Here is a 14,786-nt window from a genome sequence, read left to right as displayed (position 1 = left end):
CTCTAATTCGGGCAGGTGCCAGGCACCTGCGGTAAACGTTGGTCGAGCAACTGGTGCAGAGCGGAATCCGCCGGCCAGTTGCGCAGAAAACGGGCGCGGTCGCGGGCATAGGCCCGGGCGAAACTGCGCGTACTGTGATGCTGCCTCATGGCATCCAGGTCGATCAGCGACCAGGCGCCTTGCGCGTCATCCCAGAACAGATTGTGCCCCTTGAAATCACCGTGGCTGATGCGTTCACGCAGCATCGCTGCGAACAATCGATCCAGCGCCAGCAGCTCGGTTTCCGGGGGCGTTGCCTGCTGGTATGCCTCGAAACGCGCGATTATATCCTGAGCGCCACAATAGTCGGTAATCAGGTAGGCGCGACCGCGCAGCCAACACCAGCGCCGTTCGATCACCGCCAGCGGCGTCGGCGTGGTCAAACCGAGCAGTAGCAGGCGATTGCCTTCGCGCCAGCTATGCCAGGCGCGGCTGGGCCGCCAGAAGCGTTTGAGCCAGTGCAGCCAGTTCTTGACGTTGTAACGCTTGACGACCAGAGGCCGACCGTCCACCTCGACACGTGCCACGGTGGCGGCGCCGCCAGTCTTGTAGATGTGCCCGGCCTCGATGCGAGTGTCCAGATCGGCCAGCAGCGGCTGTAGCGCGGGCTCGGCCTCGCGACGCACCACGCGCAGACAGAAAGCGCCGATACTCGCCGCGAACAGGCTGCAATCGCGTGCGATTTTCTTCAGGTAATCACGAAGACGCCAACGCCGCACCTTGGCTATTTCGGCCTGGAGTATCTCCAGCGGCAACGCATGCTCACCGTTGGCCAGCAGGTAGTGGATCAGCAGCTCTTCGAGAAAGGGATCCAGCTCGGCCGGCAGTTGAGCGAAGAACACGCCGAGGTTTTCCAGCACGCGCGCGCGTGACAGCGGCTGCCCTGGCGTCTCCCAGCGCACGCCGCCGCCGTCGATCAGATACACGCGACCTTCGTGCCGCAGCAGGTTGTCCAGATGCAGGTCGGCCTGCCACAGGCCTTGAGCATGCATCTGCCCAATCGCCCCCAGCGCCTCGGCCAGCACTGCCTGTTGCGCATCGCTCAGCAACGGCTCGCGAGCTGCCTGGCGCCAGGCCTCCCAGAGGCTATGCGCACCGTCCAGATAGTCAAACAGTAGCCAGCCACCCTGCCCGTCAGTAAAACCCTGCACCAACAATTCAGGCGTGACCAGTCCTTGCCGAGCCATCAGTTCGGCACCTTCCAGCTCACGCAGGAAATGCCGCTGCGCCTTGCTGCCTACCAGCAACTTGGCCAGTACCGGACGTCCCTGCCAATGGGCCTGTGCGACATAACGCTGCCCAGGCAACACACGCAGCACACGCTCCAGTAGCAGCGGCTCACCGTTAATCTGCAGCGTCAGCGGCAGCTCGGGGCTGCGCCCAGCCTCGGCCAGTTCACTCAAGCGCATCAGCGCGCCTCCTTGTGACGCTGACGAGCGCCGAGCAGGTGCCACCAGGCGTCAACCTCGGTCACGGCGCCCAGGTAGGCTGTCAGTAATTCGCGGACTTCGGCTTCGCTCCAGACCCTGGCGCGGCGCAGCAGCGGCTCCAGATCCTTGATCCGATCACGCCGCCCCAGCAGCAGCGGCCGGGTCTTCTCCAGGTCGATCAGTTGCGCCTCGACGCCAGCACCCTGCTCACGCAGGAAGATGTGCTTGGGATAAAAACAACCGTGTATCTGCCCGGCCTGATGCAGACGTCGCGCCAGTTCGCCACAGGCGCGCAGGATGCCACCGCGACGCAGCGCATCGAGTTCGTTCCAGCAAGGCAGCCAACTATCCAGATCCTGCCAGCCGTCCAATGCACGGGTCAGTAGAACGGCACGCCGCTCGCCCGGAACTCGACGCTCAGAAAAAAAAGCAGCCTGCAGCGCCGGTATGTTCAGCTCGGCATAACGGCGGATATTGCGAAACTCGCGGGCGAAGGTCGGCTCACCGAAGGGATGCAGCAGGCTACGCGTCAGATGGTTGCTTTGGCGCTTAAGATAGAACGCGCGATCGTCCAGCTCAAGACGATACACACTGCTCCAGCCGCCACGCTCGGTATTGGGCTCGTCCACCGCCTCCAGCTTCAGCGCCCACAGCGCATCGAAACTGGCCAGACCGTGACGTTCGAGCAGCGCCCGATCCTCCATTGCAACGAAGTCGTTCATTCGCGCCCCTCGAAGAACTTCAGAATTTGCAGAATACGCTGCTTGTCGCCGCGACTCAGTCGACTGCGCTGGCGATATTGCAGGTAAAAACGCAGCCGCTGCGTGCGCGACAGATGGTACTTGGCGACCTTGTCGAGACAGGCCAGATCCTTGACGATCCGATAGCGCAGTAACGGCCCCCACCAGAAACTGCCGGTCGGACAATCAATAAAGAACAGCTCGGCTTTCTCGTTGACCAGCAGATTGCGCCACTTCAAATCATTGTGAGTGAAGTGATGGTCGTGCAGCGCACGGGTTCCGTCGGCTAGCTGCTGACTGATACGCGCAACCCACTTTGCATCAGCCAAACGAGGGTCACGTCGATTTGCCATCTCCGCCAAGTCGAGCGTCCCTTCGAGTTCACGAGTCACCAGCGCACCCCGTACGAACGCGCCCCCCCTTCGCTCGAGACCGTGGGCGACGATGGGCGCAGTGGGGATACCCCACTTGGCAAACAACTTGAGGTTCTGCCATTCGGCCTTGACCCTGGGACGCCCCAGATAACGCCGCAAACCCTTGCCGGCGCCCCAGTAGCGCTTGACGTAATAACGTACGCCCAGAAGCTCGACACGAATCACTTCGGACAATGGGTCCTTGGTCAGGCGCTCCCCCTTGAGGGCGAATACGGCCTCGAGCGTACCGAACGCCGCGATCAACTGCGAATCCTGCAGATCGTGTCTCCAGGCCGTCATGCCTGTTTACCTTTCCAACTTGGCAAGGCTTGCACGATCCGGCGCAGCGGAATAAACGGACGCCACACCGTTTTGCCTAACCACTTGAAGCTCAGCATCGGATTGATGACGCTATTGAGTTCGTTAAAGCCTGGGCGCCAGGTGAAATCGCTACGACGGCGGGTAATGGTGAACGTGCGCAACCCCATGAGCGAACCAAGGTGGCCGCCTCCCGAATCATTACTGATGACGACGGAGCAGGTACTCAGAAAATCGACAAGCCCTTTCAGATCATTGAATGCGTGCACGCTGTAGCCTGGGTATGCAGCACTCAACATCTGCTGCTCAGAGGGAATGCCGACGAACTCGACCAGCCACCCCCTGGCGACCAGGCGACGTGCCAAACGGCGAAATCCAGAGCATGAAAAGTTCTTGCTGGCATGCGGCGTCGTGGGAAAGATAGCGATGCGTCGCTCCGCATCTGCGGGTTGGGCAGGCATCGCCTGCAGACCTACAACAGGCTGAGCCAGGTCAAGCTCCAGTATTTCCTCGGCATACAGATCTATCCACTGCACCATGCTCTTGCCAGCCTTGGGATCGCGACAGATGACATTGTGCGCCCCCGCAATCTTGCGCCCTTGCAATAAAACAGGCTGTTGCTCGGGCTTGAACCCACGCGGAAGTTTCTTGCCAGCCAAGTAGGCTACGTTGCTCAGCGGGACATCGACCTGCCAGTCGATAGCGCAGATCACCAGATCGTTGCACGCTGCCAGAGCAACCACATCGGGCTTGCCACCCACGACCTCCAGACCTGGCAAATACTCGCGTATCGAGGCCAGCGAAGCGGAAGCCAGGGAGACCCGTGCACCGGCAGCCAGCAAGCGCCAGGCAAGGCGTATGAACAAAGTGGTGTCTCCGAGCGCCGGGCACGGCACAAGCGCGACCTTCAAACCCGGGGCGATCAGTGTCTTGCTCTCCGACATCTACAGTCGATCTCCATAACGCTGCTTACGCTCATACAGTTTCGCTGCCTTGCGCTCCAGCCAAGTGAGCAAGGTCGCTTCCTCGCTCAGCACCTGGCGCAGCGGGCGCTGGAAGTAGGTGCACAGAAAGCGCAGCTTGTCGCGGCGAGTCAGACCGATATCCAGCGCCGAAAAATACAGCGCAGCCAGATCCTTGTCGCGCCAGCGACGAGGCACGGCCGCACGCACCTGCGCACGGTGCAGGTCGATCACCGACAGGCGCAAATCATTGGCCTGGATCGGCCGGTCGGTATGCAGCAGGAAGTGGCAGATGTAGCAGTCGCGATGATTGACCCCGGCGTGGTGCATGGCGCCGGTCATCTGTGCGACTCGCTCGATCAGCGCCCACTTGAGCGCCGGTTTGGGTGGTTGCTGCGCCCAGTTGAGGCTGAGTTGTTCCAGATCGACGGTAGGCGCCAGCTCTTCGGTGACGATGAACGAGTGCTGGCTCGCCGGGTTACTGCCGCGCTCGCCGTAGGCAACAGCGGTCATGGTCGGCACCCCAGCTTTGGTCAGGCGCTGGATCGCCAGCCACTCCTGCGCAGCACCGAGCACCGGAGCCTTGGCCGTGAGCAGGTTCTTGACGATCTCGCCCCAGCCAATGCCACGGTGGATCTTGACGAAGTAACCACGCCCATCGACTTCGGTGCGCAGGGTGCGGCGGCCTTCCAGCTCGCGGTAGACCTGGCCCTGCAGCGCTTCGACGGCATCGAAAGCATCGCGGCCCGACCACAGGCTCTTGAAGGGCTCGGCAAGAATCAGCTTCACGCGCGTCTCTCCGCGAGGATCACATCAGCTGCCTTCTTCGGCATCGAGTACAGGTCAGCGCTGTCGGCATAGGCCAGGCCGTTACGACCCCAGAATGCACGGCGCTCGGGATCGGCGAGCATGTCGGCCAGGGTGCGATTGAGCTGCTCCTGCTCGAACGGGCTAGGCAAAACGCAGCCGCAGTCGGCATCGGCGATGTAATGGGCGTAGCCGCAGACATCGGTGACCAGTACCGGCAAGCCGGATACAAGAGCCTCCAGCAGCACGGTGCCGGTATTCTCGTTGTAGGCCGGATGGATCAGCAGGTCGGCGCCGAGCAGAAAGCGCGGAATGTCGCTGCGCCCCTTGAGGATCTGCACCTGATCGGACAGCCCCAGCGCCTTTATCTGCAACAGAAAGGGTTTCGGATCGTCCTGGCCGATGGCGATCAGCCGCGTGCGCTTGCGCAGCTCGCGCGGCAGGGACGCCAGCGCCTTGAGGCTGCGATCCAGGCCCTTGGTCTTGAAGCCAGAGCCGATCTGCACCAGCAGCAGATCATCATCACTCAGCTTGAATTCACGGCGGAACTCGGCGCGAATCTCGGCGGCATTGGCCGGTGCGCGGCGATCAAAGGCGATGCCCGGCGGCAGCAGATGGAAGCGCTGCAGCGGCGTCTTGTAGTGCTTGATGAACAGCGGCTGCTGCACTTCGGAGATCATCAGGATCTCGGTCTTCGATTCGGGTGCGAACACCGCTCGTTCGTAGTCGGCGAAGTGCTTGTAGCGGCCCCAGCGGCGATAGATCGGGTTGCGCAGGGTCTGCGCCTTGTCCTCGAAACAGCCGTCAGCGGCGTAGTAGAAATCCAGGCCCGGCATCTTGTTGAAGCCGATCACCCGGTCGACCGGGTCGCGCGCCAGATCGGCCTGCAGCCAGGCCGTGAATTTCTCGTTGCGGCGGTGATTGAACAGCGCACGCACCGGCGCCACGCGCACGTCGAAGCCGCCGGGGTTGTCCCCTTCCCAGATCGGCGTGTAGACGCGAATGGCATGACCGCGCGCCTGGCACTCCAGGGCGATACGCATGAAATCGCGCTGCAGCCCGCCGAACGGGAAGTACTTGTAGAGAACGAAGGCCAGTTGCATAGCCGCTCCTTAAAGGGTGCCGGGAGGCGCCAGCAGCAGCGCCTCCAGTTCCAGGCCGACGCGCTCGGCGCCGAGGCCATCGAAGCAGGGCTTGTCACGGTCACCGCTGCCGGCGTTCGGACCGCCGGCACACAGGTGAATCTGGCTACGACCATAGGCGCCCACCTTGCCAGGCAGGGTCGGGCCGTAGAGGGAAATATTCGGCACATCCAGCGCCGCAGCCAGATGGCCGAGACCGGTGTCGACCGAGACGCAGGCGCTGGCGCCGGCGATCACCTTGGCTACGCCGGCCAGGTTGAGCTTTGGCAGCACGGAGGCATGCGTTAGCCCAGCGACGATGCGCTCGGCACGTGCCTTCTCCGTCTCGTTGCCCCAGGGCAGGCGTACGGCCCAGCCCAGCTCGTCCATGCGCTCGGCCAGCGCACGCCAGTCGGATTCCGGCCAATGCTTGCTGGCCCAGGTGGTGCCATGCAGGAACACCAAGTACGGCTGCGCGGCGGCATCCATCATCGCCGCACGGTTCAGGCCGTAGTCACCAGTGCCGGACGGCAGCGTGTAACCGAGCGCCTTGGCGAACAGCTGGCGCACGCGCTCCAGCGCGTGCTGATCCCTGGGTACCGTATAGCGGCGGTCATAGAAGCGACTGGCCAGCGGCTCACGCGCCGAATCGCGATCCAGACCGGCCACCGGCGCCGAGACGTAACGCGTCAGCCAGGCACTCTTGAGCAGGCCCTGGGCGTCGATCACCAGGTCGTAGCGGGTTTCACGCAGACGCTGCTTGAAGCGCGCCCATTCTCCACTGCGCCAGGTGCGCAGCGGGTGCTTGCGCCAGCGGCGGATGGCCACCGGAATCACCTGGGACACCGCCGGATGCCAGGCGGGAATCTCGGCGAAACCTTCTTCCACTACCCAATCGAAGCGGATGCCGGGAATGGCGCGTGCTGCGTCGGTCAATGCCGGCAGGGTATGCACCACGTCGCCGAGCGACGAGGTCTTGATGATCAAAACCCGCAAATCAGTCGCCCTCGACCAGGGTCAGAGGCTCACCGACCAGTCGATCCAGCGCCTCGATCACTGGGCGTGGCTTGAGCTCACGCAGGCAGTTGTAGTGACCGAAGCGGCAGGTGCGCTCAAAGCAGGGGCTGCACTCCAGACCCAGGCGAACGATCTCGACACGATCAGCCAGCGGCGGGGTGAAACCCGGCGAGGTGGAACCGTAGACCGCCACCAGCGGACGGTTCAGCGCCGCCGCCACATGCATCAGGCCGGAATCGTTGGACACCACGGCAGTGGCGGCCGACATCAGGTCGATGGCCTCGGCCAGGCTGGTTTGTCCGGACAGGTTGCTGACTTCCTCGCGCAGGCCGGGAATCAGCCGCATGCGAATGTCTTCGCCGCCGGCATGATCATTCTTCGAGCCAAACAGCCAGACCTGCCAACCCTCGCGGATCTTGATCTCGGCCACCTTGGCGTAATGTTCGGCCGGCCAACGCTTGGCCTCACCGAACTCCGCACCTGGGCACAGCGCCAGCACTGGGCGGTCCAACTGCAGACCGAACTTGCTCAGGGCCGCTGCACGGCTGGACTCATCGATCTGCAAACGCGGCTGTGGATAAGGTTGCGGCAACGCAGCACCTGGCTCATAGGCCAGCGCCATGAAGCGCTCGATCATCAACGGATAGCGGTCTTTATCCAGCGTGCGGATATCGTTGAGCAGACCATAACGCATCTCGCCCTTCCAGCCGGTGCGCTTGGGGATGCCGGCGAACCAGGGCACCAAGGCGGACTTGAGCGAGTTAGGCAAGAGGATCGCCTGGTCGTACTGACCGACCAGCGACTTGCCTATGCGCCGACGCGTGGCCAGGTCGAGCACGCCGTGGCCCAGCGGCAGGCTCAGCGCGGCGCGCACCTCGGGCATACGCTCGAGGATCGGCCGGCTCCAGTCCGGCGCCAGCACGTCGATCTCGCACTCGGGGTGACGCTGTTTCAGACACTGGAACAGCGTCTGCGCCATCACCATGTCGCCTACCCAGCTAGGCCCAACGATAAGTATCTTCATATTCTTTCCAGAAACGACCGGGGAGGCTTTCGCCTCCCCGTCGAGCCTTCGAGGAATCGCTTATTTGACCAGCGTACGCCATTCGGCGTGGCCACTGGTCTTGCCGGTGACCAGATCGAAGTAAGCTTTCTGCAGCTTCTCGGTAACCGGGCCACGGCGGCCGGCACCAATCTTGCGACCATCGACTTCACGAATCGGCGTGACTTCAGCGGCAGTACCGGTGAAGAAAGCCTCGTCGGCGATGTACACCTCATCGCGGGTGATGCGCTTCTCGACCACCTTGATGCCATGCTCTTCAGCCAGGGTCAGGATGGTGCTGCGGGTGATGCCGTTGAGGCAGGAGGTCACTTCCGGGGTGTACACCACGCCGTCCTTGACCAGGAAGATGTTCTCGCCCGAACCTTCGGCCACGTAGCCTTCCGGATCCAGCAGCATTGCTTCGTCGGCGCCACCGGATATGGCTTCCTGCAGGGCCAGCATCGAGTTGATGTAGTTGCCGTTGGCCTTGGCACGGGTCATGGCGATGTTGACGTGGTGGCGGGTGTAGGAGCTGGTGCGCACCTTGATGCCGGCCTCCAGCGCTTCCTCGCCCATGTACGCGCCCCAATGCCAGGCAGCGACGATCACGTGCACTTTCAGGCCTGCGGCGCGCAGGCCCATGCCTTCGCTACCGAAGAACACCATCGGGCGCAGGTAGGCGCTTTCCAGGCCGTTCTCACGCACGGCGGCGCGCTGGGCTTCGTTGATCTCTTCCTTGGTGAAAGGGATCTGCATGTTAAAGATGTGCGCGGAGTCGAACAGACGGTCGGTGTGCGCCTGCAGACGGAAGATCGCAGTGCCGTCCGGGGTGTTGTAGGCGCGTACGCCTTCGAACACGCCCATGCCGTAGTGCAGGGTGTGGGTCAGCACATGGGTGTTGGCTTCGCGCCACGGCACCAGTTTGCCGTCGTACCAGATCACGCCATCACGGTCGGACATCGACATCTTGCCTGCTCCTCAAATTCGCTTCACGGTTCGAACAATTAGGTGGGGCCGCAGCCCCCGTCATTCAACTCAGCCCCAGTTCACGCCACAGGCGCATCACAGCGCGGCGCTCATCCTGGAACTGATCCCCCGGCACCACTCCAGGCTGCTTCTGCAGCGCCTGGCGATGAGCGGCCGAGCGATAGATCTTGTAGACCTCGCGCAGCAAGGCGGCATCCTCGGCGCCCATCAAACCCACCCGCTCCAGACCTTCCAGAATGCGGATGTTATCGGTGAACTCGAGTAGCTGCGGGTGTTGCCACGACCAGGCCAGAGCCGCGTATTGCACCATAAATTCGATATCGACGATACCACCGGCATCCTGCTTCAGATCGAAGGAGGACGTGGCCTCGAAGGCATTCGGCGCCGTACCGGCTGCGGTATTTTTGTTGCCAAGGTTGTCACGCATCTTCGCGCGCATCTCGCTGACCTCGACACGCAGCGCCTCGATATCGCGCTGGCGACCGAGCACCTCGGCGCGCACGCGAGCGAATTCGCCAGCCAGGCGCGAACACCCCACCAGCACCCGCGCACGCACCAGTGCCTGATGTTCCCAGGTCCAGGCCTCGGTTTCCTGATAGCGCTTAAAGGCGCCCAGCGAGCTGACCAGCAGCCCGGCTGCGCCCGATGGTCGCAGGCGCATGTCGACCTCATACAACGCACCAGAGGTGGTCTGGGTGGTCAGCAGGTGAATGATGCGCTGGCCCAGGCGGGTAAAGAACTGCGCACCGTCGATGGGCTTGGCACCATCGGTTTCGGCCTGCGGGTCACCGTCATGGATGAACACCAGATCCAGGTCCGAGCCATGGCCGAACTCCAGGCCGCCTACCTTGCCGTAACCGACAATGATGAAATCCGGATCGCACGGCGTGCCATCGGCACGATAAGGACGGCCATGGCGCTGCACCGTATGCTGCCAGGCCAGCGCCAGCACCTGATCGAGAATCGCCTCGGCCAGCCAGGTCAGATAGTCCGACACCTTCATCAAGGGCAGCGTGCCGGCGATTTCCGATGCGGCCACGCGCAGGCTGTGAGCCAGCTTGAAGTGACGCAGCGCCTCCATCTGCTGCTCCAGGTCTTCCTCGGGAATACGGATCAGCCGCTCGCGCAGCTCGGCCGCCAGCTCCGGCGCCAGCGGCGGCGAATATAGCCGCCCCTCGTTGAGCAGCTCGTCGAGCAACAGTGGATAGCGGGCAATCTGCTCGGCGATCCACGGGCTACCTGCGCAAAGACTGATCAGCCGCTCCAGCGCCCCCGGGTTTTCGCTCAAAAGCACCAGATAGGCCGAACGCCGTGCGACCTTTTCCACCAGCGGCAGTACCCGCTCCAGCACCAGATCCGGCTTGTCGTGCTCGACGGTCTGCGCCAGCAGGCGCGGAATAAACGCATCCAGACGCTCACGCCCCAGACGCTGCATGGCGCGCACCTGTGGGCCGTTGCGCAAATCGGCGAGCCGCCGACAAGCCGCCACGGCGTCTACGAAGCCGGCCTCCAGCAGTTGCTGCGCAGCCGCCTCTTCGTCCAGCGCACCCTGCCACAGCGGCAGCCACTCGGCGCCGACGCTGGCCTCGCCAGCATCCGATTCGTCTTCATCAGGGTCGGCGATCACCTGCTGGAAATGCCATTCGATGCGGCCACGCCAATGCATCAGCCGCTCATGAAAACTCGCCCAGTCGGCGAAACCCATGATCGCGGCGACTCGCACCTGATCCTGCGGGTCGGCCGGCAGCATCTGCGTCTGCCGATCACCAATGCCCTGCAGGGCGTGCTCGGCATAACGCAGGAACTCGTAGCCTTCCTTCATCTCCGCGACCACCGCTGGCGGCAGATAGCCCTGCCCCTCCAGCGTGGTGAGCACCTTGAGCAGCGGTCGCTGTTGCAGGCTGAGGTCGCGCCCACCGTGGATCAACTGAAACGCCTGGGCGATGAACTCGATCTCGCGAATACCACCGGCACCGAGCTTGATGTTCTCGCTCATGCCCTTGCGCCGCACTTCCTGCTGAATCAGCAGCTTCATCGCGCGCAGCGCCTCGATGGCGGAGAAATCCAGATAGCGGCGATAGACGAAGGGTCGCAGCATCTCCAACAACTCGGCACCCGCAGACTGATCACCGCCAACCACGCGCGCCTTGATCATGGCGTAGCGCTCCCAGTCACGCCCCTGATCCTGGTAGTACTGCTCCAGCGCATTGAAGCTGAACACCAGCGCGCCGCTCGATCCATACGGGCGCAGGCGCATGTCGGTACGGAACACGAAACCGTCGACGGTGATCGCATCCAGCGCCTTGATCAGCCTCTGCCCCAGACGGATGAAGAATTCCTGATTATCCAGCGGGCGCTTCACGCCTTCGGTCTCACCCCCTTCCGGGTAGCCGAAGATCAGATCGATATCAGAGGAAAGATTCAGCTCGTGCGCGCCGAGCTTGCCCATGCCAAGGATGACCATGTGCTGCGGCTGGCCGCTGCGCCGCCCCACAGGCGTACCGAACTGGGCGCAATGGCGCGGGTAGAGCCAGTGATAGGCCAGATCGATGCAAGCATCGGCAAGATCGGACAGGTCGCGACAGGTTTCACCAAGCGCCGCCTGGCGACTGAAGTCGCGCCAGATGATGCGCAGTTGCTGGCGATTGCGAAAGCGTCGCAGACAGCGCCCGAGGGCATCCTCATCGGCGCATTCGTTCAGTTGCACTTCCAGTTGCTGGCGCAACTCGCCCGGCGCCAGGCTGCGTTCCAGCTCACCAGACCCCGCCAGCGTAACGAACATCTGCGGATCACGCTGCGCCTGTTCGGCGACGAAATCGCTCAGAGCCGAAACCTGCCGCCAGGCATCGCGGCGCTCTTGCGGCCAGCCAGCCACATGCCCAGCCAGCGCTTCGTGCTCGATCAAGGCGGTTTGCAGTGACTGCTCGGCACGTTCGGCCAGGGGAATAAGGGAAGAGGGCAACTCGACCAGCAACGGCAGGCTCATGGTCTATCCTTTTGGCGGACTGCCGGACGCACGGTGCAATCGCCCGCAGCCCCGCTCCAGCGGGGCACGCGCGGCCGGCGGTGCCGCAGATTGTAGTTTTACTACGAAAGAATTGTATCCAGAGGGCTGAATCCGTCGTCGAAATGTAGTAAAACTACACGCGGCCGGTCCTACCCCCGGTAAATCCAAGAATTTCAACTCGCCCGCCCAAAAAGCCGGTGAGATCCAACTGGCATCCGATTCTGGAAGCCTTTCCGCCCTGGAGCAAGCCATGCAAGACCTCGATCCGATCGAAACCCAGGAATGGCTGGACGCCCTTGAATCCGTCCTCGACCGTGAGGGTGAAGACCGTGCCCATTACCTGATGACCCGTCTGGGCGAGTTGGCCACCCGCAGCGGTGCGCAACTGCCCTACGCGATCACCACGCCTTACCGCAACAGCATCCCGGTAACCCATGAAGCTCGCATGCCCGGCGACCTGTTCATGGAACGCCGTATCCGCTCGCTGGTGCGCTGGAACGCCCTGGCCATGGTGATGCGCACCAACCTGGACGACCCGGATCTGGGCGGCCACATTTCCAGCTTCGCCTCCTCCGCGACGCTGTACGACATCGGTTTCAACTACTTCTTCCAGGCCCCGACCGAAGAACACGGCGGCGACCTGGTGTTCTATCAGGGCCACGCCAGCCCCGGCGTCTACGCCCGCGCCTTCATGGAAGGTCGCATCAGCGAAGACCAGATGAAGAACTTCCGCCGCGAAGTGGACGGCAAAGGTCTGTCGTCCTACCCGCACCCCTGGCTGATGCCGGACTTCTGGCAGTTCCCCACCGTTTCCATGGGGCTGGGCCCGATCCAGGCGATCTACCAGGCGCGCTTCATGAAGTACCTGGAAGCGCGCGGCTTCATCCCGGCCGGCAAGCAGAAAGTCTGGTGCTTCATGGGCGACGGCGAGTGCGACGAGCCGGAATCCCTCGGTGCCATCTCCCTGGCCGGCCGCGAGAAGCTGGACAACCTGATCTTCGTCATCAACTGCAACCTGCAGCGCCTCGACGGCCCGGTACGCGGTAACGGCAAGATCATCCAGGAACTCGAAGGCGTATTCCGCGGTGCCCAGTGGAACGTCAACAAAGTGGTCTGGGGTCGCTTCTGGGATCCACTGTTCGCCAAGGACAAGGACGGTGCCCTGCAGCGCCGCATGGACGAAGTGGTCGACGGTGAATACCAGAACTACAAGGCCAAAGACGGCGCCTACGTTCGCGAAAACTTCTTCAACACCCCGGAGCTCAAGGAGATGGTCAAGGATCTCTCCGACGACGAGATCTGGAAGCTCAACCGTGGCGGCCACGACCCGTACAAGGTCTACGCGGCCTACCACCAGGCCGTGAACCACAGCGGCCAGCCGACCGTGATCCTGGCCAAGACAATCAAGGGCTACGGTACCGGCGCCGGTGAAGCGAAGAACACCGCGCACAACACCAAGAAGGTCGATGTCGACAGCCTGCGTCAGTTCCGCGACCGCTTCGATATCCCGGTCAAGGACGAGGAGCTGGAAAACCTGCCCTTCGTCAAGCCGGAGCCAGGCAGCCCCGAGTACAAGTACCTGCACGAGCGCCGCAACGCGCTGGGTGGCTTCGTACCGCAGCGTCGCCAGCAGAGCTTCAGCATCCCGACCCCGCCGCTGGATACCCTCAAGGCCATCCTCGACGGCTCGGGCGACCGCGAAATCTCCACCACCATGGCTTTCGTGCGCATCCTCGCGCAGCTGGTCAAGGACAAGGAACTCGGCCAGCGCATCGTCCCGATCATCCCGGACGAAGCCCGTACCTTCGGTATGGAAGGCATGTTCCGTCAGCTCGGCATCTACTCCTCGGTCGGCCAGCTGTACGAGCCGGTCGATAAAGACCAAGTGATGTTCTACAAAGAGGACAAGAAAGGTCAGATCCTCGAGGAAGGCATCAACGAAGCCGGCGCCATGAGCTCCTTCATCGCCGCTGGTACTTCGTACTCCTGCCACAACCAGCCGATGCTGCCGTTCTACATCTTCTACTCGATGTTCGGCTTCCAGCGTATCGGTGACCTGGCCTGGGCCGCTGGCGACAGCCGCACCCGTGGTTTCCTGATCGGCGGTACCGCCGGCCGTACCACCCTCAACGGTGAAGGCCTGCAGCACGAAGACGGTCACAGCCACATGCTGGCAGCGACCATCCCCAACTGCCGCACCTACGACCCGACCTACGGCTACGAGCTCGCCGTGATCATCCGCGAAGGTATTCGTCAGATGACCGAAGAGCAGCAGGACATCTTCTACTACATCACCGTGATGAACGAGTCGTACCAGCAGCCGGCCATGCCGCAAGGCGTGGAAGACGGCATCATCAAGGGCATGTACCTGCTCGAGGAAGACAAGAAGGAAGCCGCGCACCACGTGCAGCTGCTGGGTTCCGGCACCATCCTGCGTGAAGTCGTCGAAGCAGCGAAGATCCTGCGTGACGAGTTCAACATCGGCGCCGATGTGTGGAGCGTCACCAGCTTCAACGAACTGCGTCGCGACGGCCTGGCCGTAGAGCGCAGCAACCGTCTGCACCCGGGCCAGAAGCCCAAGCAGACCTACATCGAGCAGTGCCTGAGCGGCCGCAAGGGCCCGGTCATCGCGTCCACCGACTACATGAAGCTGTTCGCCGAGCAGGTTCGTCAGTGGGTGCCGAGCAAGGAATACAAGGTCCTGGGCACCGACGGCTTCGGCCGCAGCGACAGCCGCAAGCAGCTGCGTCACTTCTTCGAAGTGGATCGCAACTGGGTCGTGCTGGCCGCCCTTGAAGCCCTGGTCGACCGTGGCGAGATCGAAGCCAAGGTGCTGGCTGATGCCATCGCCAAGTTCGGTATCGACGCCGACAAAGCCAACCCCCTGGACTGCTAAGGAGCGT

The 14,786-nt window shown here is 62.8% G+C and carries 11 protein-coding genes; 1 reads left to right on the top strand and 10 read right to left on the bottom strand.

Going from position 1 to position 14,786, the window contains the following annotated elements; genetic code table 11:
- Window positions 1–2: 2 nt before the first annotated feature.
- The 10 genes from ACNFCJ_RS05015 to glnE all read right to left on the bottom strand — a co-directional run bounded on the left by ACNFCJ_RS05015 (window position 3) and on the right by glnE (window position 11,862).
- Complete coding sequence (locus tag ACNFCJ_RS05015) at window positions 3–1,448, bottom strand: lipopolysaccharide kinase InaA family protein (RefSeq protein WP_416770146.1); 1,446 nt, start codon at window positions 1,446–1,448, stop codon at window positions 3–5.
- A complete protein-coding gene (locus ACNFCJ_RS05010; protein ID WP_106733781.1) occupies window positions 1,448–2,191 on the bottom strand; it encodes a lipopolysaccharide kinase InaA family protein in 744 nt (247 codons plus the stop codon). Before ACNFCJ_RS05010 ends, ACNFCJ_RS05015 begins: the two co-directional genes overlap by 1 nt.
- Window positions 2,188–2,922, bottom strand: coding sequence for a lipopolysaccharide kinase InaA family protein (locus ACNFCJ_RS05005; RefSeq protein ID WP_416770145.1), 735 nt, complete (start codon window positions 2,920–2,922; stop codon window positions 2,188–2,190). The genes ACNFCJ_RS05010 and ACNFCJ_RS05005 overlap by 4 nt, the downstream gene beginning before the upstream one ends.
- A complete protein-coding gene (locus ACNFCJ_RS05000; RefSeq protein WP_106733779.1) occupies window positions 2,919–3,884 on the bottom strand; it encodes a glycosyltransferase family 9 protein in 966 nt (321 codons plus the stop codon). Before ACNFCJ_RS05000 ends, ACNFCJ_RS05005 begins: the two co-directional genes overlap by 4 nt.
- On the bottom strand, window positions 3,885–4,691 hold the full coding sequence (gene rfaP / locus ACNFCJ_RS04995) for a lipopolysaccharide core heptose(I) kinase RfaP (protein WP_416770144.1): 807 nt from the start codon (window positions 4,689–4,691) through the stop codon (window positions 3,885–3,887).
- On the bottom strand, window positions 4,688–5,812 hold the full coding sequence (locus ACNFCJ_RS04990; RefSeq protein WP_416770143.1) for a glycosyltransferase family 4 protein: 1,125 nt from the start codon (window positions 5,810–5,812) through the stop codon (window positions 4,688–4,690). The genes rfaP and ACNFCJ_RS04990 overlap by 4 nt, the downstream gene beginning before the upstream one ends.
- 9 nt (window positions 5,813–5,821) lie before the next feature.
- The gene (gene waaC, locus ACNFCJ_RS04985; RefSeq protein ID WP_416770142.1) at window positions 5,822–6,826 is read right to left on the bottom strand and encodes a lipopolysaccharide heptosyltransferase I; all 1,005 of its coding nucleotides are present in this window, start codon (window positions 6,824–6,826) and stop codon (window positions 5,822–5,824) included.
- A gap of 1 nt (window position 6,827) precedes the next feature.
- Window positions 6,828–7,871 carry a lipopolysaccharide heptosyltransferase II gene (gene waaF / locus ACNFCJ_RS04980; RefSeq protein ID WP_416770140.1) on the bottom strand — a complete coding sequence of 348 codons (1,044 nt, stop codon included), beginning with the start codon at window positions 7,869–7,871 and terminating at the stop codon, window positions 6,828–6,830.
- A 60-nt stretch (window positions 7,872–7,931) separates the two neighbouring features.
- Window positions 7,932–8,855 carry a branched-chain amino acid transaminase gene (locus ACNFCJ_RS04975; protein WP_003459089.1) on the bottom strand — a complete coding sequence of 308 codons (924 nt, stop codon included), beginning with the start codon at window positions 8,853–8,855 and terminating at the stop codon, window positions 7,932–7,934.
- A 64-nt stretch (window positions 8,856–8,919) separates the two neighbouring features.
- Window positions 8,920–11,862, bottom strand: a complete 2,943-nt coding sequence (gene glnE / locus ACNFCJ_RS04970; protein WP_416770138.1) for a bifunctional [glutamate--ammonia ligase]-adenylyl-L-tyrosine phosphorylase/[glutamate--ammonia-ligase] adenylyltransferase — start codon at window positions 11,860–11,862, stop codon at window positions 8,920–8,922.
- Window positions 11,863–12,133: 271 nt separating this feature from the next.
- Here glnE and aceE point away from each other — a divergent pair, with 271 nt between their 5' ends.
- Window positions 12,134–14,779 (top strand): pyruvate dehydrogenase (acetyl-transferring), homodimeric type, encoded by a 2,646-nt coding sequence (gene aceE / locus ACNFCJ_RS04965; protein ID WP_416770136.1) that lies wholly within the window; start codon window positions 12,134–12,136, stop codon window positions 14,777–14,779.
- Window positions 14,780–14,786: the final 7 nt, after the last annotated feature.

The organism is Pseudomonas sp. NY15364, assembly GCF_048068235.1.
Classification (GTDB): domain Bacteria; phylum Pseudomonadota; class Gammaproteobacteria; order Pseudomonadales; family Pseudomonadaceae; genus Aquipseudomonas; species Aquipseudomonas mendocina_D.
This window is presented reverse-complemented; position numbering and strand designations above follow the sequence as displayed.